At 70.6% G+C, this 18,975-nt stretch carries 14 protein-coding genes and 1 pseudogene; 9 read left to right on the forward strand and 6 right to left on the reverse strand.

Going from position 1 to position 18,975, the window contains the following annotated elements:
- Positions 1-199: 199 nt before the first annotated feature.
- From ACGFWI_RS23950 to ACGFWI_RS23960, 3 genes and pseudogenes are all read right to left on the reverse strand, one after another.
- Positions 200-345: pseudogene (locus tag ACGFWI_RS23950) on the reverse strand (AAA family ATPase); the annotation flags it as partial.
- Positions 346-749: 404 nt separating this feature from the next.
- The gene (locus tag ACGFWI_RS23955) at positions 750-2,021 is read right to left on the reverse strand and encodes a cytochrome P450 (protein WP_393908037.1); all 1,272 of its coding nucleotides are present in this window, start codon (positions 2,019-2,021) and stop codon (positions 750-752) included.
- 1 nt (position 2,022) lies between these two features.
- Complete coding sequence (locus tag ACGFWI_RS23960) at positions 2,023-2,223, reverse strand: ferredoxin (RefSeq protein ID WP_393908038.1); 201 nt, start codon at positions 2,221-2,223, stop codon at positions 2,023-2,025.
- Positions 2,224-2,847: 624 nt separating this feature from the next.
- On the opposite strand from ACGFWI_RS23960, the gene ACGFWI_RS23965 reads away from it, so the two are divergent.
- From ACGFWI_RS23965 to ACGFWI_RS23975, 3 genes are all read left to right on the forward strand, one after another.
- The gene (locus ACGFWI_RS23965; RefSeq protein ID WP_393908039.1) at positions 2,848-3,168 is read left to right on the forward strand and encodes a hypothetical protein; all 321 of its coding nucleotides are present in this window, start codon (positions 2,848-2,850) and stop codon (positions 3,166-3,168) included.
- 543 nt (positions 3,169-3,711) lie between these two features.
- Positions 3,712-3,912: a ferredoxin gene (locus tag ACGFWI_RS23970; protein ID WP_393908040.1), complete on the forward strand. Its 201-nt coding sequence runs from the start codon at positions 3,712-3,714 to the stop codon at positions 3,910-3,912.
- Position 3,913: 1 nt separating this feature from the next.
- Positions 3,914-5,188, forward strand: a complete 1,275-nt coding sequence (locus ACGFWI_RS23975; protein ID WP_393908041.1) for a cytochrome P450 — start codon at positions 3,914-3,916, stop codon at positions 5,186-5,188.
- A 241-nt stretch (positions 5,189-5,429) separates the two neighbouring features.
- Here ACGFWI_RS23975 and hemE read toward each other — a convergent pair whose 3' ends face one another.
- Positions 5,430-6,545 (reverse strand): uroporphyrinogen decarboxylase, encoded by a 1,116-nt coding sequence (gene hemE, locus ACGFWI_RS23980; RefSeq protein WP_393908042.1) that lies wholly within the window; start codon positions 6,543-6,545, stop codon positions 5,430-5,432.
- A gap of 275 nt (positions 6,546-6,820) precedes the next feature.
- Here hemE and ACGFWI_RS23985 point away from each other — a divergent pair, with 275 nt between their 5' ends.
- Entirely contained in the window at positions 6,821-8,320 is a 1,500-nt protein-coding gene (locus ACGFWI_RS23985) for an aldehyde dehydrogenase (protein WP_393908043.1), read from the forward strand.
- Positions 8,321-8,468: 148 nt separating this feature from the next.
- Positions 8,469-9,740, forward strand: a complete 1,272-nt coding sequence (locus ACGFWI_RS23990) for a cytochrome P450 (RefSeq protein WP_393908044.1) — start codon at positions 8,469-8,471, stop codon at positions 9,738-9,740.
- Positions 9,741-9,751: 11 nt separating this feature from the next.
- On the opposite strand, the gene ACGFWI_RS23995 is transcribed toward ACGFWI_RS23990, so the two are convergent.
- Positions 9,752-11,263 carry an FUSC family protein gene (locus ACGFWI_RS23995; protein ID WP_393908045.1) on the reverse strand — a complete coding sequence of 504 codons (1,512 nt, stop codon included), beginning with the start codon at positions 11,261-11,263 and terminating at the stop codon, positions 9,752-9,754.
- An 83-nt stretch (positions 11,264-11,346) separates the two neighbouring features.
- Between ACGFWI_RS23995 and ACGFWI_RS24000 the strand changes: the two genes are divergently transcribed.
- The 3 genes from ACGFWI_RS24000 to ACGFWI_RS24010 all read left to right on the forward strand — a co-directional run bounded on the left by ACGFWI_RS24000 (position 11,347) and on the right by ACGFWI_RS24010 (position 15,341).
- Complete coding sequence (locus ACGFWI_RS24000; protein ID WP_393908046.1) at positions 11,347-11,811, forward strand: MarR family winged helix-turn-helix transcriptional regulator; 465 nt, start codon at positions 11,347-11,349, stop codon at positions 11,809-11,811.
- 1,070 nt (positions 11,812-12,881) lie between these two features.
- Positions 12,882-14,507: a BTAD domain-containing putative transcriptional regulator gene (locus tag ACGFWI_RS24005; protein WP_393908047.1), complete on the forward strand. Its 1,626-nt coding sequence runs from the start codon at positions 12,882-12,884 to the stop codon at positions 14,505-14,507.
- 48 nt (positions 14,508-14,555) lie between these two features.
- Positions 14,556-15,341, forward strand: a complete 786-nt coding sequence (locus tag ACGFWI_RS24010; RefSeq protein ID WP_393908048.1) for a thioesterase II family protein — start codon at positions 14,556-14,558, stop codon at positions 15,339-15,341.
- Between the two features lie 161 nt (positions 15,342-15,502).
- Here the strand turns inward: ACGFWI_RS24010 and ACGFWI_RS24015 are convergent, their stop codons facing one another.
- A complete protein-coding gene (locus tag ACGFWI_RS24015; RefSeq protein ID WP_393908049.1) occupies positions 15,503-16,291 on the reverse strand; it encodes a thioesterase II family protein in 789 nt (262 codons plus the stop codon).
- 1,091 nt (positions 16,292-17,382) lie between these two features.
- On the opposite strand from ACGFWI_RS24015, the gene ACGFWI_RS24020 reads away from it, so the two are divergent.
- A partial coding sequence (locus ACGFWI_RS24020; protein WP_393908050.1) for a type I polyketide synthase occupies positions 17,383-18,975 on the forward strand: 1,593 nt, incomplete at its 3' end.

An 18,975-nucleotide genomic window follows, 5' to 3' on the forward strand; every position in this document is an offset into this window, starting at 1 on the left:
TCCCGAGTTGGGTCGCGCAGAGCTTCAGGCGTCGGGAAATCGCTCACTGCAGTAGACGCCGGATCGTGGATGAGACAACGCGGGGGCTCGGGACGTGTGTTCTCGCGCCGGACGATGATCGACGGTCTCCGTCTCCATCGCTGCTGCTTTGTCACTCGGTGTGCGGCCTGCGGGTCTTCGCAATGAGGTCTGCCTCGCATTCGGAGCGGACCAGGTCGAGAAAGTCGAGGTAGCCCATCTTCGCTTCATCGGCCCGACGGGTGAACTCGTTGATGGTCTCCGCGAGGTAGGCAGGCTGAGCTTGCCGGCCGTGGTGCGGATGCGGTTGCTGGTGAGCTCGCTCAAGAAGGTAGCTACGTCGCTCGATGGGTGGTGAAGGGACGGGTGCCGGTCAGCTCGTCATAGACCGACAACGGTCGGCGCCCGACCTCGATCCGGGTGGCCGCGGCCCTGTTCAGTAGGGCCTGCAAAGGACTGACCACCTCGCTCCGCGGCCGCTCTTGACGAGGCTGGACCGGGATGTCGCCGGTGGTGGTCCTGTATCGACCACGCAGCACAGTGCCGAGCAGCAGGTCTCATCGCATCAGCAACTGTCCCTTTCCATCCGTACGAGGCTGGGGACGTTCACGTGTACGCCGACACTGCGGCGCACCAGCGTCATCACACTGGAGCACGGCAACGGAGAGGCACCTGCCGCCGTTCTCAGGTTGATCGTCGTCCGTTCCCGCCCGAGGGCGGGCACGGGTCGGCTAGCGGATCCGCAGGGGAAGGGTCTTCGGTCCGCGGGCCTGGGTCCCGCCCCAGGTCACCGTGGACGGGTCCTGGAGGCTGAACTCGGGGATCCGCTCGAGCCAGACCTCCAGTGCGACGCGGAGTTCCATGCGGGCCAGGTGGGAGCCCAGGCAGCGGTGGATGCCGAGGCCGAACGCGGCGTGCCGGTTGCCTTCGCGGTCGATGATGACCTCGTCGGCGCGGTCGAACTGGGCCGGGTCCCGGTTGGCGGCCGGGAAGGAGAGCAGGATCCAGTCGTCGGCCTTCATGTCGACGCCCCGCCAGTGCATGTCGTCCTTCACGAGCCGGGCCATGGTGACCGGCGCGTAGGCGCGGAGGAACTCCTCCATCGCGGTCGGCAGCAGCTCGGGCTCGGCCACCAGGCGCTCGCGATCCTGCGGGTTCCCGGCCAGGTGCCACAGGGACGTGCCGATCGCGCTGTAGGTGGTGCTGATGCCGGCGATGAGCAGCAGCATGATGGTGCCGATGACGTGGTTCGGTTCGAGCTTGCGGCCGTGGAGCTCCGCGTTGAGGAGGTAGCTGATGAGGTCGTCACGCGGCTGCTCGATGTGCTTGTTGACCTCCGCGAGGAGGTAGATGAACACCCGGCCCATGTGCTCGATGCGCTCGTCCCGCGACTGCTTGCCCTCGCCCTCCAGGTTGGTGGCGAGCTCGTGGAACCGTTCCCGGTCCTCCGGCGGCAGGCCGAGCAGGTCGCCGATGACCCGGCTCGGGATCTGCTGCGCGTAGTCGTGGGCGGCGTCGACGACGTCCCGCCCCTTCAGGCCGTCGATGAGGGAGTGGCAGAACGCCCTCGTGCCGGGCTCAAGCTTGGCGACCGCGGTCTTGGTGAACGCCGGCAGCAGCAGCTTGCGCGCGCTGTGGTGGAACGGCGGGTCGGAGGTGATGGGCGGTGCTTCGCCGATCGGCGCCAGGTCCCGCGGCGGGCGGAACTCGCTCAGGTTGGTTCCGAGCGAGGAGAAGCGGTCGGTGTCGTAGGCGATCGCCGCGATGTCCTCGTACAGGGTCGGCACCCACGCGCCACCGAACCGCTCGGTGTGCGCGATCGGGCATCGCTGCCGCAGGTCGTCCATGATCGGGAAGGGATCCTCGGACCACCGCGGATCCAGGTGCGAGAAGTCCGTCGCCCAGTCGGTGACCGGGCCGGTGATGATCTTGCCGCGCGAAACGTGGAACCGGTCCCTGTCGGAGTGCCGGAAGTCCTTGTTGAAGCGATCGTCGGCGGTCATGTCACGCCCCCTCGATCAGGGTGATCGCCCGCTCCGGGCAGCTCGCGACGGCGAGGCGGGCCTCGCGCTCGTTGTCCGGCGGCACGGTGCCGTCGCCGGGAACGTTGCCGTAGCCCTCGACGTCCTCGCCGAACACGCCGGGGGCGATGTCGTAGCAGCGGCCGTGTCCTTGGCAGCGCCCGGAGTCGATCTGAACTTCCACGGTGAACCGTCCCCTTGTTGTGAAACTGATCTGCACGCCCGTTCGGCATACCTCGTCGTGCCGGGCTCGTCGGGCCGCTCGATCAGCTCCATGCCGCGGCCCACGCGAGCACGGGGTCCTCGCAGGGTGCGTGCAGCGGCGACCGGAACCCGCCGGGACCCGGCGAGTTCAGTGGGCCGGATGCCCACGAGCGATCTCCTCAGCGTGCGACGTGCCGGGTGCCGACCCGGTCCATGCTTCCTGGCACCGAGCGGTCGCGGAAAGGGCGGTCAGCCATCGTCGGACCATCGCGGGGTAACTGTGTGCCCATTGCGGGGAACGCCGGCGCCCGTGACGATGGCGGTGACGGCGCTGACGGTGACGACGGCTCCCGGAGGCGGGGCCGCGGTCCGCGGCGTGTGCCAGTTACCTCGCAGTGGCCGAGCGATGGCTGACCACCCTTTACACGACCGCGCGGCGCCAGCAAGCATGAGGGCGCGACGGGCCTGGCAACGACGAAGAGATGGTGATCCTCGAGGGTCAGCCGGATACGAGCACACCGCCCTCTGACGACACATCACATCCGCCTGCTCAAGTACGTTTCCGCGATACCGCGATACACAGAAGATGAAAAGGTGACAGTCAATGGGGTATGTGTTCTCGCTGGTTCTCAGCCGGGAGATTACCGAGGACGAAATGACCACCCTGAAGGTGGGTTGCGGCGGCGCTGCCGACTTCGGCACCGACCTGCTCCCGACCAACGCCGAAGTCACCGTCACGAGGATGGACTTCGATGACGCCGTGTCCCCGACGCTGGCTGACGCCATCGAATCAGCTCTTGCGGCGGTGACGGAGGTGCCGGAGCTCAGCGTCTCCGAGCTCACCGTCCCGGCCCAGCCGGCGGGCGCCGAGGGCGCCGAGGCCGAGGCCAAGGAGCCCGTGGCCGCCGCTGCCGGTACGGACTGAGAGCGGTCCGGTCTTCGCGCTGGCGGTCCTGGACCTGGCGGGCGGATCTCGCCGAACTCGCCGTGGTGATCGGCTCCTCGCGGTGATCAGCTTGCCGCGGTGGTCGGCTCGCCGCCCCGCGTCCACCGGCTCGAACCCGCCGTGGAGCCACGGCCCCGCTGCCCAGATACACGCCGTCCAGCCGGCCGACGGCGTGTTTCTGCATGTCAACCCTCGGATTCCTGGCCGGTCCCGCTGCCCCGGCCGCGGCACCCGGGCTGCGGCGTTCCCCGGAATGGGCACTGAATTACCCCGCGATGGCCGGGCGATGGCCGACCGCCCTTTCCGTGACCGTGCGATGCCGGGCAGCATGAACACCGCAGGTATCCGGCTCGACCGCATGCTGAGGGGACCGCCCGTGGCCATGGGGCCCGTTCGCCCGTCGAACCCGCCGGGCCGGGGCGTCATCGCCTTCCCGGAGACCTCTGCCGCCGTCGGCCTGCCGTGCAGGATGGCCGAACGGGGCCATGCGGATCAGCCTCATGACAAGTGGGACGGTTCACTGTGAAAGTTCAGATCGACTCCGGGCGCTGCCAAGGTCACGGCCGCTGCTACGACATCGCCCCCGGCGTGTTCGGCGAGGACGTCGAGGGCTACGGCAACGTTCCCGGCAACGGCACCGTGCCGCCGGGCAACGAGCGCGAGGTCCGCCTCGCCGTCGCGAGCTGCCCGGAGCGGGCGATCACCCTGATCGAGGGGGCGTGACGTGACCGCCGACGATCGCTTCAACAAGGACTTCCGGGACCCGGACCGGGACCGCTACCACACCATCCGCAGCGAGACCATCTCCGGCCCGGTCACCGACTGGGCGACGGACTTCTCGCACCTGGATCCGCGGTGGTCCGAGGATCCCTTCCCGATCATGGACGACCTGCGGCAGCGATGCCCGATCGCGCACACCGAGCGGTTCGGTGGCGCGTGGGTGCCGACCCTGTACGAGGACATCGCGGCGATCGCCTACGACACCGACCGCTTCTCCTCGCGGTCGGTGAACGTGGGCAACTTCCGGCCGCCGCGGGACCTGGCGCCGATCGGCGAACTCCCGCCCATCACCTCCGACCCGCCGTTCCACCACAGCGCGCGCAAGCTGCTGCTGCCGGCGTTCACCAAGACCGCGGTCGCCAGGCTCGAGCCGACCACGAGGGCGTACTGCCACTCCCTCATCGACGGCTTCAAGGGACGGGACGTCGTCGACGCGGCCGAGGAGTACGCGCAGCGGGTCCCCGAGCAGGTCATCGGTGACCTGCTCGGCATCCCGCAGGGGGACCGGAAGCAGTTCCGCGAGCTCATCGCGAACATCAACCGCGAGGACGCCCTCGACTCGCGGGACGAGCACGTCGAACAGCTGAGCAAGATGTTCGTCTTCCTGCTCGCGGAGATCAAGGAGCACGTCAAGAACCCGCGTGAGGACCTCATCAGCTACCTCCTCAACGTGGAGCTCCGCGGCCGCAAGCTCGACCCGAACCACATCATCAGCATGATGCTGCTGCTCTTCGCGGCGGGGATCGGCACGACGTCCAAGTCGATCGGCTCGTCCCTGTGGCACCTGGCCGGGAACCCGCAGGACCGCGAGCGCCTGGTGGCCGAGCCGGAGTTGCTGCCGACCGCGATGGAGGAGTTCCTCCGTGCCTTCGGGCCGGTCACCATGTCCCGGCTGGTGAAGGAGGACATGCACTGGCGGGGCGTCGACATGAAGGCCGACGACTGGGTTCTGCTGTCCTTCCCGGCCGCCAACCGGGACCCCGCGCAGTTCGACCGGGCCGACGAGGTCATCATCGACCGCGAAGGCAACCGGCACGCCGCGTTCGGCCTCGGCATCCACCGCTGCCTGGGCTCGCACCTGGCCCGCATGGAACTCCGCGTCGCACTGGAGGTCTGGCTCGAGCGGTTCCCCGAGTTCAGCCTCCAGGACCCGTCCACGGTGGTCTGGGGCGGGCGCCTAGCCCGCGGACCGCTGTGCCTTCCGCTCCGCGTCGGCTGACGGTCTCAGCGGACGCCGGGCGGACCGCAGCAGGTCAAGGGGCCCTGGGCACCCGGCTCGCACCGGGTACCCAGGGCCCCTTGACTGCACGGCAGGACCGGCCACGGCTCACCCGCCGCATCGGAACCCGCCTACGGAACCTTCCTGTGGAGCCTTCCTACGGAACCCGCCTACGCCTCACCATCACGAACTCCCGGGCCGAAGCTGCCCCTTGAAGGTCGCTGTCGAACCCCGGCCGGCCCTACGCCGCGGGCGTGCTCCAGGCGCGCACCTGCTCGACGACGGCCGTGACGTGCTCGATGGGCGTGGTCTTGACGATGCCGTGTCCCAGGTTGAAGACGAACGGCCCCCCGCTCAGGCCGCGCAGGATGCGCTCCGTCTCGGCGTGGAGCGCGGGGCCGCCGGCGATCAGGAGCTGGGGGTCGAGGTTGCCCTGCACGCAGCGGCCCAGGCCGCGCTGGAGATTCCGCGCGGCCCATTCGAGCGGAACCGTGGAGTCCAGGCCGATGCAGTCCGCGCCGGTCGCCTCGGCGAAGCCGTCGTAGGAGAGCCCGGCGCCCCGGGGGAACGCGATGACGGGAACGTCGGGGTACTGCGCCTTCAGCGCGCTGATGATGGCGGCGATCGGCTTGACGCACCAGCGCTCGAAAAGGACGTCCGGAAGCACCCCGGCCCAACTGTCGAACAGCTGGACCGCTTCCGCGCCCGCCTCGATCTGGCGGCCGAGGAATTGGATGATGGCGGCCGTCAGCAGGTCCATCAGGGGCTGGAATCCGTCGGGGTCGCTCAGCGCCCACTGTTTGACGACGGAGTGCTCCGACGCGGCGCCGCCGCGGCCTTCGACCATGTAGGTGGCAATGGTCCACGGTGCGCCGGCATAGCCGATCAGGGCCGTCTCGGCGGGCAGGGCGCGGGTCAGCTGACTGACCGTCTCGTAGATCGGGGCCAGTTCCTCGTGGAGGCGGGAGATGCTCAGGAATTCGGCGATGTCCGCCGTCGAACGGACGGGCGGCGTCAACACCGGCCCCTCGCCGACCCGGTAGTCCAGGGTCTGGCCCAGTGCGGCGGCGACCTGCGGAAGGTCCGCGAACACGATGGCGGCGTCGAGCGGGAAGCGGCGCAGCGGCTGCAGGGTGACCTCGACGGCGTGCTCGGGCGTGGTGCAGAGCCCCACCATGCCGCCGGCCGCCTCACGGACCCCGTGGTACTCGGGCAGGTAGCGTCCGGCCTGCCGCATCAGCCAGATCGGCGGCCGCTCGGTCCGCTCTCCCGCGAGTGCGCGCAGAAGCAGCTTCTTGGGCTGGACATTGCCGGACCCCGGTTTCGGACTGACTGCTCCCCGGATGCCGATGTCCACGTTGTTCCATCCTGTTGAATTGCCCCGGGTGTTGACGGGGGCTCAAGTAGCTACGTCGGACCCCATCAATGGGGGACGGCGTCAGCGTAGCAGGGCCCTTTTGGGTGGCCCGGCAGGCCGCTGACCGTTCAGTCAGGTGCCCGAGCGGGCAAGGCCCCGGAATGGAAACCCCAGTTACCCCGCAGTGGCGGGGCGTAGGCGGAGCGCCATTTACGCGTCCGCCCGGCGCACGCGAGCATGAGCGCCGTGGAGGCGGCGATCGGGAGGGTGACCGGATGAGCCTGGCTGGACGCGCGGAGGCGCCGATCGGTCGGACGGACCGTTTCTTCATCGGCGGTCAGTGGGTGGTGCCGTCGTCCGGCGCCACGATCGACGTGATCGACTCCGCGACCGAGGAGCTCTACTTCAGGGTCGCGCAGGCGCAGGCCGCCGACATGTCCAGGGCCGTCGCGGCGGCGCGGGAGGCCTTCGACGAAGGCCCCTGGCCGCGGCTGACGCCGGCCGAGCGGGCCGGGTACCTGCGGGCGATCGGTGCGGAACTCAGGCTCCGCGGCGAGGACATCGCCGAGATCTGGCCGCGCGAGTCCGGGGTCCTGTACACCTTCGCCGCGCACGCCGGCACGGGCGCGGAGGCCGCCTTCAAGCGGTACGCCGCGCTGGCCGGCACGTTCCCGTTCGAGGAGCCGGTCAAGCCGACGGCCGGCGGACAGTTCGGCATGATCGTCCGTGAGCCGGCCGGTGTGGTCGGTGCGATCATCCCGTGGAACGCCCCGATGGGGATGATCAGCAACAAGGTCGGACCCGCGCTGCTCGCCGGGTGCACGGTGGTCCTGAAGTCGGCGCCCGAGGCGCCGGGGGAGGGCCACCTGATCGCCGAGGCCGCCGCGGCGGCCGGGCTGCCGCCCGGCGTGCTCAACGTCGTCACCGCGGACCGCGAGGTGTCCGAGCTGCTGGTGCGCGACCCGCGGGTGGACAAGATCACGTTCACCGGGTCGACGGCCGCGGGACGGCGCATCGCCTCGATCTGCGGCGAGCGCGTGGCCCGCTGCACGCTGGAGCTCGGCGGCAAGTCCGCCGCCGTGATCCTCGACGACATGGACCTTGAGGCGGCCGCGCGCAGCCTCGCCCAGGCCGAGTGCCTCCTCACCGGCCAGGTCTGCGCGTCGCTGACCCGGATCGTGGTCAGCCGCTCGCGGCACGACGAACTGCTCGAGGCCCTCGCCGGCGTGTTCTCCCGGGTGCGCGTGGGGGACCCGTTCGACCCGCGCTCGCAGATGGGGCCGCTGGCGGCCAGCCGGCAGCGGGACCGGGTCGAGGGGTACATCGCCAAGGGCGTCGCGGAAGGGGCCACGCTGGCCACGGGCGGCGGTCGCCCGAAGGGCCTGACCCGGGGCTGGTACGTCGAGCCCACCGTGTTCGGCAACGTCGACAACCGCTCGGTCATCGCCCAGGAGGAGATCTTCGGCCCCGTGCTGTCCGTCATCCCCGCGGCCGACGAGCAGGACGCGGTCCGGATCGCCAACGACACCATCTACGGCCTCAACGCGGCGGTGTTCACCAACGACGTCAACCGGGCCCGCGAGGTCGCCGGGCAGCTGCGCTCCGGCACCGTCGGCCACAACGCGCTGCGCAGCGACCTCGGCATCGCGTTCGGCGGGTTCAAGCAGTCCGGCATCGGCCGCGAAGGAGGACGCGAGGGACTGCTGCCCTACCTCGAGACCAAGACCGTGATCCTCGAAGGCCGGCCGGCCGGGTACGAGGACACCGTCCTCTGACGGCGCGTCCGCTCGCCGGCCCGTACGCGGCCACCGCGTGCCCGCGGGCCGCGCCGCACGTCGCCCGGCCCCTGCCCGCCACGTTGATCGACACCTCACTGACCACCCGGCTCACCCGTGAGCCCGCACAGCCGACGGGGACACACTGATGACTGATCTTGAGGTCCGCCCGGAGGAGCTCCAGGCCCTCGCCGCTCTCTTCGGCCTCGGTGACCCGTACCCGGAATACGCGAAGTGGCGTGCGCGGCAGTCGGTCGTCCGGCCGCACGAGAAGCTGTTCGTCTTCAGCCGCTACGAGGACTGCGCGGCGGTCCTCGGCAACCCGGCCTTCGGCCACGCGCCGAGGGAGGCCAGCCCGCTGCGCACCCTGTGGCGGGGCACCGACCGGCCGGCATCTGCCGCCCCGGCCAATGCCGGTGGCGCCGATGACGACACGGCCGTGGTTACCGCCCAGGACAACGCCAGCAACATGCTCCGGCTGAACCCGCCCGACCACACGAGGCTGCGCCGCCTGGTGTCCCGCGCCCTCACCCCGGCGAGCGTCCGGGCCCTGATGCCGCGCATCGAGGCGATCACCAACGAGCTCGTGGGCGACCTCAACCCGAGCTTCGACGTCATCGGCGACCTCGCGCTCCCGCTGCCGGTCCGGGTGATCAGCGAGCTGCTCGGCATCCCGGAGGCCGACCGGCCGATGGTGGTGACCTGGTCCGAGCAGCTGTCCCGGAGCATCGACCCCAGCTTCCTCATCACGCCCGAGTCCCGCGTCACGATGCGCGCGGCCCGTGACAGCTTCCACGAGTACCTCGGGGCGCTGATTCCCAAGCGGCGCCGCGAACCGGGCGACGACCTCGTCTCCGCCCTGGTCCACGTCCACGACGAGGACGGCGCCCTGACCGAGCACGAGATCATCATCACCTGCCGGCTGCTGCTCATCGCCGGCCACGAGACCACCCGCAGCCTCATCGGCGGGTGCGTCCTCGCCCTGCTCAACCACCCCGCCCAGCTCGCCGCCCTGCAGGCCGACCCGGACCTGGTCGAGAGGTGCGTCGAAGAGGCCCTCCGCTACGACCCTCCTATCCAGCTCCTGGTCCGTTCCGCGCTGGAGGACGCGACGGTCGGCACCACCACGGTCCCGGCCGGCGCGCGTGCCCTCATGCTCGTCGGCGCGGCCAACCGCGACGAGGCACTCGGCGATGACCCGGAGGCCTTCGACTTCGTCCGCCCCGCCCGCCGGCACCTGTCGTTCGGCCACGGGATCCACTTCTGCCTGGGCGCCCCGCTGGGACGCGCCGAGGCCGCCATCGCCCTGCGCCGGCTGCTGCCCGTCCTCGCCGAGTCCCGGATGACCGAGCCGCCGGCGTGGAAGCCCCACACCGTCCTGCGCGGTCTTGAGCACCTCCGGCTGACCACGTCGAGCTGACGGCGGGTCAGTCAGGCGGCGGAAACGGGCGGCTGGAGGGCCTCGCCGCTGCCGGCCACCTCGGGTGGCCGGCGCCTGGCGAGGGACGGGAGCGCGGCGGCGAACTGCCGGAGCGCGGCGTCGAGTTCGGCCAGCGGTGCCGTCTGAGCGGGTTCCGGCAGCTCGGGCAGGGGGTCCGCCGGGGCCGACACCGCGCGGCGCAGCAGCCCGACGGTCTCGGTGGTGGCACGCTCGCACGGGCCGGGCTCGCTCGCGGCCAGGGCGTGCACCGGGCCGCGGGTCGCGAGCAGCGCCTCGCCGGCGTCGGCCGGCGTGATCCGGTGCGCCGTGCCCAGCCTCCGGGTGGCCGTCCGGTACAGCCGGTGCGAACGCGTGCTGGCCTTCAGGTTGGCGGCCGCGGCGTCGAACGCGGCGAGCGCCTTGGCGGTGGAGGCCCCGTCGCGGCGGGCATCGAGCACCGAGGTGAGTGCGCCGAGGGTCGCGCCCAGCCGTGCGCGCACCGCGTCGCCCGTCCGCACCGGCACGAGGAACCAGCCCACGACCACCGCCAGCACGGCCCCCAGGACCAGCGCCTGCAGGCGGATGAGCAGCAGGTGTTGGGGGGACTGGCCGAAGTATCCGTAGAACAGGGACAGCGCCGTCGTGATGCCTGCGGCGTAGCAGGCGTAGTTGTAGGCGCGCAGGGTCGAGGCCACGGCCAGCACCACGAAGATCAGCACGATGCTGGTGGTGCCGTGGGGGTCGGCCACCGCGGCGATCAGGGCCGCGACGAGCGTGCCCGCCATCGCGCCCAGTCCGCGCTCGACGCCCTTGAGGGCCAAGTCGCCGCGGCCGACCGGCCCGAGGCTGACGACCATCGCGCTGATCACGCACCACTGCCAGTGCTCGCCGAACATCAGGTGCCCGAGTGAGAACGCGGCGGTCAGCGCCACCGCCATCTGCAGGGCCATCCGGGTACGGGGCGACAGTCCGGCGCGCTGCGCCGACCGCTTGGCAGGGGCCTGCCCCGGCGGCGAACCCGGAAGGCCGGTCAGCTTCTCGGCGACCCGGCGAACGACGCGGACCCACACGAAGGCACTGAACCCCACCAGCGCCATCCATCCGCAGACCGGCCACCACGCCATGTGCCCCGTACCGGATCCGGCGGACAGCAGGGCGGCGATCAGCGCCAGCGGAACCAGCGCCCCCAGCCGGGTGACCGCCGCTCCGAACCGCCTGGTCCAGATCGAACCCGCCATCAGCACCACGAACACCGCCCCGCCGATCACGGGGTGAACGGCCATCTGCGAACCGAGCCAGACGCTCGCCCCCGCGAGGACCGAGAGCGCGGCGGCCGCCATGACCTTCTGCGGGACCGGCTCACCGCCAGGGCGGCGCGACACCGTGAACGCGAAGATCACGGCCGGCACCCCGAGCACCGCCGCCGGGTATCCCGCGGCGAGGCGCGCGATCTCCACCGCCGTGAAGAAGGAGCCCAGCACGGCGACCATCGCCACCGTCGAATAATAGACTTTGGTTAGCATTCCCACCCTCTGCATGGCCATTGATGCGCAGATTCACGGGGCACCTCTCCTCCCAATACTACATGGTGGCTTAGTATTGAAGGATGGACACCGACGACTGCGCCCAGGCCCTGCTCCAAGGTCTGCTCCGACTGGGCTCCCGGCTGCGCCACGAGCGCCCGCCCGGTGCCCTGACCGCGAACAAGATCATCGTGCTGGGCCACCTGCGTCGGAACGGGCCCTGCACCCCCAGTGCGGTGGCCCTCGCCGAGCACCAGCAGCTCCAAGCCCTGACCCGGACCTTCGCCGAGCTGGAGGCGGACGGCCTGATCACCAGGGAGCGCTCGGAGGCCGACCGGCGCGCCTCGATCCTCTCGATCGCCGACGCCGGCGCCCAGGCGCTGTCCGACGATCTCGCGCAGCGGGCCGCATGGCTCGGCAGCGCCCTCGGCGCGCTCAGTCCGGTCGAGCAGCAGCTGCTCGCCCTGGTCGCTCAGCTGCTCAACCAGATGGCCGACGCCCCCGCCACGGCCGGCCCGGACGAGCGGGCGGGGACGCGTACCCCATGACGGGCCCGGACATTGAGGCGGGCAGGGCGCGTTGTGACGAAACGGGGCCGCGGGTCATTCCTCCGAGCTGTCGGCTCCGTGTCCAGGTCGGGCTGGTCCGGGGCGCGGGGCATACGCGGGGCGTCGGCGGCAGGGTGCGCCCTGCGCCGTGTAGCGGACGTGGAATATCCGCCCGATCAGCAGCCTGATCCGCTTGAGCGTTCAGCCCTGCGACTCATCCGTCCAGCCGTGCGCCAGGGGCCCGCGCGCCGACTCCCGCTCCAGCCGCGCGGCCGACATCGACCTCTCCGAGAGCGGCGCCTCCCCCCACCCTCATACTGCATAGCCAGGTCGTACTGCAGGGATTACAAACCGTCACGACCTATGGACAGTACGAGTTCAATTCTGAGTTAGCGGCATTTGACTTTAAGCAGCCATGCCAAGGCTTTGCCGAATTTATACCGGGTGTGGGGAACATCTGGCCCAACCCGAGGTCCAGGTGATAATACGCGCCCCGCGGTGTGAATTGTGTCTCAATCGTTTTTCGGGATCGAGGGGTGCGGAGGGGGAGCTAGGGATAGGGTGCTGTAGAGAGTGCAAGGTGATCGGCGTGGACATATCCGCATCTTCACGCCGCACTCTTGGAACCTCAGCGGTCGGTGAACGGGGGACGCAGGGATGAGTATGGGATTGATGCCAGGCCGGCTACGGATGATGTTCTCCGCAAAGGTCACGGCCCATACGAGCGAAGGCCGTAGATCGGGAGGCCGAAGAACCACTTCAAGATTCCCGATGGTAGAAGTGGCCGGTGAAATTCGCGACTTCGTCGCAATCCGTTCCCAAACCGCCATCGTGCTCTGACACAGCGCCATACGTTTATGCGTGCCGTCAACGGCGTCGGCAAGGGCTCCGTGGGATGACCTTCTCCCGCCCTGAACCACATCGGCAGTCCATAAATTCCTGTAGCCCATTAATTCCTGCGCCCTTTGTAGACCTGTCCAATTGTGGACGAACTGCGTCGCGCATGGCGGGAGGTCAAATTGCAGTTCAATATCTTAGGTCCGCTTGAAGTAGTTGCCCAGGACAGGGTCGTGCCGCTCGGCGGGATCAAGCAGCGCGCGATGCTGGGCATGCTGCTCCTGAGGGCGAACCGGATCGTCCCGTCGAGCAAACTGCTCGATTCCCTCTGGGACGGCCGCATTCCACCGACCGCACGGAAGATGCTGCAGAATGCGGCTTCCTCGCTGCGCGGAATGTTGGCCTGTGACGGTGGAAGTGCTGACCCGCCCGTACTGCTCACCCACACGCCCGGGTACCTGCTGCGCGTTGAACCCAGCAGCATTGACCTGAACCTGTTCACGCAGCGCACCGAACGGGGCCGTGCGTACGCCGCCGGCGCCGACTGGGAATCCGCGCGCCGAGTGCTCCGCGACGCACTCGACGTCTGGCGCGGCCCGGCCCTCGCCGACCTGGCCGAGACGTGCGCGGCGTGGCCCGAGGCCGCCGCGGTCCAGAACGCGTATTTCGTCGCCGTCGAGGAACTGTTCGATGCCGAACTTGCCTGCGGGCGGCACCGCGAGGTGATCGCGGAACTCGAACTGTTCGCCGCACGGGAGCCGTCCCACGAACGCCTGGTGGCGCAGCTGATGCTCGCGATGTACCGGTGCGGCCGGCAGTCGGACGCGCTCGACGTCTACCGCCGCGCCCGCGTGTCGCTGATCGAGGCCCACGGGCTGGAGCCGAGCCGGGAACTCCAGGAGCTCGAACACCTGATCCTCAATCAGGACGTGCGGCTGGACTGGCACGGCGGTGAGGTGCCCGCGCTCGGCGACAGCGGCATCGTGGGGGTCCCCTGGCCGACCGCCGTCCTCGCCGACCAGGCGGTGCCGGCTGCCGCGCCGCCCGAGGAACTACCCGCCGAGCCCCGCCGCCCGGAGCTCGTCCCGACGGACGGCTGCGACATGCCGCTGCCCCAGGGGCAGTTGGCCACCGTGCTGGCCGTCGTCGGCGAGGTCAGACCCGGGGCGGACGTCGCCGAGACGGCGTCCGCGTTCGACACGGTGGCCGGGACGGTGGACCGCGAGGTCAGCCGGTACGGCGGGGTGGTCATCAGCAGGATCGCGTCCGTGAGTTGGATCCTGTTCGACGACGCCGACCACGCCCCCGATCGAGCCGTCGAGGCCGCCCTGGCGATCCGTGCCGCGCTCGGACGGGCCCGGCCCGTCCGCGACGCCACCGACGGCGGGGCCCCGCCGGCGGTGGTCAAGGTCGCCGTCGTGTCCACCGACGCGATCCACAGCTACCGCCCCGGCGACGGCACACTGCGCGCCCTCGACAGCGCCGTCGTCGGCCGCTGCCTCCAACTGGCCAGCGCCGCCCCGGCGGGACAGGTCTGGGTCGGCGAGGAGACCAAGCGCGCCACCGAGTGCTGCGTCCGGTACAAGCGGGTCGGCGATGGCGCGTGGGAGGCGGTCGAACTCCTTCCGCAGCCGCACCGGCCGGACCGGGTGAAAATGCTCATCGGAGGCCCGGACAAAATCAAGAAGCTGCGCGGGCTGCTCGCCGGCATCAGCGGGCAGCACGTGTCGCCGCTGATCGAGAGGATCAGCCGCAGCGGGGGCGGCATACCGGAGAACGCGGTGGTCGAGGTCACCGTCAGCGTCCTGCTGCCCGCGGACGCCGCGCACGGCTGGGCGGCGCTGTCGGAGGGCGCGTGAACCCCGTTTCAGGCCCGGACATCGACCAGGAACGCCAGGAGGGACCGGATGGGAATCGACGACGGATCGGATGACGAGAGCCTGTGGCTCAGGCGGTTCGCGCCTGCCGACCACGCGGAGAACCGCCTGGTCTGCTTCCCGCACGCGGGTGCCTCCGCCCCCTTCTTCCTTCCGATGGCGCGGGCGCTGGCCCCGACCGTGGACGTCCTCGCCGTGCAGTACCCCGGACGCCAGGACCGGCGGGCCGAGCCCTGCATCGACGACATCCCCACCCTGGCGGACCACATCGCCCACGCACTGACCGGGTCGCTGGACCGTCCGCTGTCGCTGTTCGGCCACAGCATGGGCGCCGTGCTCGCCTTCGAGGTCGCCCGGCGCCTCCAGCGGGACCACCCGGGCCAGCCCGCGCACCTGTTCGTCTCCGGCCGACGCGCCCCCACCCGCTACCGCGAGGAAACGCACCACCTGCTCGACGACGAAGGGATCGTCGCGGAGATCCGCTCGCGGCGCGGCCCGCAAGCCCGGGCGATGGAGAACCGGGAAGTGCTGGAAATGGTGCTGCCGACGCTCCGCGGCGACTACACGGCCGTAGGGCGGTACCGCTACGTCGCGGGCGACCCACTGCGCTGCCCCGTTACCGCGATCGTCGGGGACCGGGACCGGGAGGCCAGTGTCGAGGAGGTCAGGGACTGGGAGGAGCAGGCGCCGGAAGGCGGCTTCGATTTCCGGGTCTTCCCCGGCGGGCACTTCTACCTGGTCAAGGAGATCGCCGGGGTCGTGTCGGTGGTGTCCGACCGCCTCGCCCCCACGACGGGAACCGGCCTGCGCCGCTGAGCAGCCGGGTTCGACACCGGAAGCACCTCTACCTCCACCTCTACCGCCTACCGCTGCATCGCGGAGGCGGTAGAGGTGTTGGCCGGCCCGGCACCGGGCACCCGGGTCTCCGGTCACGGTGGAAGGGACGGTGACCGGCTCGCGCGCCGGTCGCCGAGTCGTCAAGGACGGACCGCGGTCCCGCGGTCGGAGCCGGCCGTTCGCGCGAAGTGCCCCTTGAGCAGGGCGGTGATCGCGCTCACGTGCGCCGTGATGAAGAAGTGCCCGCCCGGGAACGTGCGGACAGTGCACGTACTGGTGGTGTGCCGCTCCCACGCGTGGGCCTCGGGCAACGTCGTCTCCGGGTCGGTGTCGCCGGTCAGGACCGTGACCGGGCAGTCGATGGTCGCCTCCGGGGCGCACCGGTAGGTCTCAGCTGCCTGGTAGTCAGCACGCAAGGACGGCAAGGCGGCCCGCATCAGCTCCTGGTCACCTAGGACACTCGCGGCCGTGCCGTTCAGCCGGCGCACCTCGGCGAGGATGCCGTCGTCGTCCCGCAGGTGGACGCCGCCCGCCTCACGATGGGCGGACGGGGCGCGGCGGCCGGACGCGAACAGGTGCGCGACCTCGCTGCCGCTGGCCTCCAGCCGACGGACGGTCTCGAAGGCGATGGTGGCGCCGAGGCTGTGGCCGAAGAACGTGACCGGAAGCGGTGGTTGCCGCAGCAGGAGGTCGTGGATCCGCTCGGCGAACGCGTCCACATCCGTCAACGGCTGCTCCGCGCGGCGCTCCTGCCGCCCGGGGTACTGGATGGCGATGACGTCCACATCGGGGCTGAGAGCCGTTGCGACGGGCAAGTAGAACGGTGCCGAGCCGCCCGCGTGCGGGAAGCACACCAGGCGGGTCGTGGCCGTGGGGGACGGGTGGTAGCGGCGGCACCACAGATCATCATCGACAGACAAGACGGACATGCCACTCCAAGTGCTAGTACCAGCAGGATGATTCGCGATGCAAATGCCACGTGCTCCCATCGCCCGCACCTCATGCGCAACCGCCACGCTGGATGCCGTGGCCCTCGATGTCGTCGTGCCGGGAACCAGGTTGTCGTGCCGGGAACCAGGAACGAGTCCGCGACCGGGCTCGGCGCCCTCGATCCGGTGACACACCCGCGTCGGGTCCGGGCGAGCAGGCCGCTCGATCCCACGGACCGACGGGAAACGACGGTCAGCCGTGCGCCGGAAACGACAGCGGCGTACGCCCCGGCGAACGCCCGGCACGGCGCCCAACTGCCCGACCCGGCCCCGTTGTTGACGGGCGATCCGCCACGATAACAGGTGGAGATCCGCACCGGCCCGTCCTCCGGCGGCCACCCGTACGCAGACCTCGCGAGCGGAGCCCGGCACGGCACGGCGGCCTGGACGTCGCCGAACCGGGAGATGGCCGCGGGGTGGCGCGTGAACCGCCGAATGGCGGGATTCCATCCACCGGGAACTCCGCAGTTCCCCGGCGATGACCGCCTGGATCCGGGCGTCCGCCCACCTGGGCGTGCGCCGCGTGTCCGATTCGGCACCCTGGCGGGATGACCTGGTTGCCTCCCGATGGGCGCCTGGTGGAACGGCGTCATTTTCGGGCCGTCCGCCCACGTGGTGAGCTTCCTCCCATGAAGGACTGGAAGATCGGCCGGTGAGCCTGCTGCGTGTCTTCGGGGGCGAGTCGCCGCGGTTCGGTCGGGGACGACCGGCTTGCGGTGCTCTTCGTGTCCGTGCCGCTGGGTCACCCGGCGCGGGACGGGGTGACTTCCAGCGACCCCCGACACGCCGATCTGCCGCGCTGTCAGCGGGCACCCGAGGGTCCGCACCCGGTACGCGTTCGTCTCGGACGCCAGGCCTCCCGCTGACCGGTGCGGGCGGACTGCGGCACCGGGACCGGGCGCGGTGTGGTCAGCGCGCACAGCACCACTGACTCGGGCACAGAGGCGCCGCAGCGGCGGACGGTGCCGGCGGTAACCGGCTCACAGCCTTCTGAGAACGCTAATTTCCTTCTTCGCAGGGGACGGATGGACATGCCAGTCGCTGAACAACTTCCTGCGCAGGATGACATGATCGCGGTCATCGGCATGTCATGCCGTCTGCCCAAGGCACCGGACCTCGGTGCCTTCTGGCAGCTTCTCCGCGGCGGTGGCGACGCGATCACGCGAGTGCCGGCGGACCGGGAGGAGAGCGGTCGGCCGCGGGCGGGCGAAGCCCTGCCCGGCACCTCCTTCGGCGGCTACCTGGAGAGCGTCGACCGGTTCGACGCCGAATTCTTCGGCATCTCTCCCCGCGAAGCCATCGCGATGGATCCCCAGCAGCGGCTGGTGCTTGAGCTGAGCTGGGAGGCGTTCGAGGACGCCGGCATCGTGCCGGGCAACGTCCGTGGTGACCGGATCGGCGTCTTCATCGGAGCGAACCGCGACGACTACGCCGCGCTGCTGCGCGGGCGCGGCACGGACGCGATAACGGCGCACAGCAACACCGGCCTGCAGCGCGGCATGATCGCCAACCGGGTGTCCTACGCGCTCGGACTGAGCGGTCCGAGCATGACGGTGGACACGGCCCAGTCGTCCTCGCTGGTCGCCGTTCACCTGGCGTGCGAGAGCCTGCGCCGCGGGGAGTGCACCAGCGCGCTGGTCGGCGGGGTCAAGCTCAGCATCAGCCAGGAGACGGCGGCCGAGGAAGCGAAGTTCGGCGGCCTCTCGCCGGACGGGCGCTGCTTCACGTTCGACTCGCGCGCCAACGGCTACGCGCGCGGCGAGGGCGGCGGCGTGCTCGTCCTCAAGCCACTGTCGAGCGCGTTGGCCGCCGGTGATCCCGTGTACTGCGTGATCCGCGGCAGCGCAGTCAACAGCGACGGCGCCAGCGACGGTCTGACCGTCCCGAGCAGCGCGGCGCAGGAAGCGATCATCAGGCGCGCCCACCAGCTCGCGGGCCTGCAGCCGGCGGACGTGCAGTACGTCGAGCTGCACGGCACCGGGACCCGGGTCGGCGACCCGATTGAGGCGGCGGCGCTCGGCGCCGCGCTGGGGCGGGACCGTCGCGAGCACGGCCCGCTGGCCGTCGGCTCGGTCAAGACGAACATCGGCCACCTCGAGTCCGCGGCGGGAATCGCCGGTTTCCTCAAGGTCGCGTTGGCCATCAGCGGGCGCGAGATCCCGGCCAGCCTGAACTTCCGTGAGCCGAACCCGCAGATTCCACTCGACGAGCTGAACCTGCGGGTCCAGACCCGGACCACGCCCTGGCCGCAGGCCGGCCGGCCGCTCATCGCCGGGGTCAGTTCCTTCGGGATGGGCGGCACCAACTGCCACGTGGTGGTCGGCGAGGCGCCCGTCCTCGAACGGTCGGCGGCACCTGAGGCCGGGGCGGAGCCGGAGTCTGCCTCGGAGTTGGGTCTGGAGTCTGTGGGTCCGGTGGCGTGGGTGGTGTCGGCGCGGTCCGGTGCGGCGGTGGCTGCGCAGGCGGGTCGGTTGGCGGAGTTCGTGACGGCGCGTCCGGAGGTCGCGGCCAGGGATGTGGCGTTGTCGTTGGCGGTGACGCGGACGACGGCGTTCTCGCACCGTCTGGCGGTGGTCGGCCAGGACCGTGACCGGCTGTTGGAGGGGCTGAGCGCTGCTGCTGTG

Origin of the sequence: Streptomyces sp. NPDC048434 (assembly GCF_043200375.1) — a bacterium.
Taxonomy (GTDB): domain Bacteria; phylum Actinomycetota; class Actinomycetes; order Streptomycetales; family Streptomycetaceae; genus Streptomyces.

Excerpts from the sequence above, each read along its gene's own strand:
- ACGFWI_RS23955 (WP_393908037.1), bottom strand. The coding sequence starts at position 2,021 with ATGACCGCCGACGATCGCTTCAACAAGGACTTCCGGCACTCCGACAGG.
- ACGFWI_RS23965 (WP_393908039.1), top strand. The coding sequence starts at position 2,848 with ATGGGGTATGTGTTCTCGCTGGTTCTCAGCCGGGAGATTACCGAGGAC.
- ACGFWI_RS23985 (WP_393908043.1), top strand. The coding sequence starts at position 6,821 with ATGAGCCTGGCTGGACGCGCGGAGGCGCCGATCGGTCGGACGGACCGT.
- ACGFWI_RS23990 (WP_393908044.1), top strand. The coding sequence starts at position 8,469 with ATGACTGATCTTGAGGTCCGCCCGGAGGAGCTCCAGGCCCTCGCCGCT.
- ACGFWI_RS23995 (WP_393908045.1), bottom strand. The coding sequence starts at position 11,263 with ATGCTAACCAAAGTCTATTATTCGACGGTGGCGATGGTCGCCGTGCTG.
- ACGFWI_RS24000 (WP_393908046.1), top strand. The coding sequence starts at position 11,347 with ATGGACACCGACGACTGCGCCCAGGCCCTGCTCCAAGGTCTGCTCCGA.
- ACGFWI_RS24010 (WP_393908048.1), top strand. The coding sequence starts at position 14,556 with ATGGGAATCGACGACGGATCGGATGACGAGAGCCTGTGGCTCAGGCGG.
- ACGFWI_RS24015 (WP_393908049.1), bottom strand. The coding sequence starts at position 16,291 with ATGTCCGTCTTGTCTGTCGATGATGATCTGTGGTGCCGCCGCTACCAC.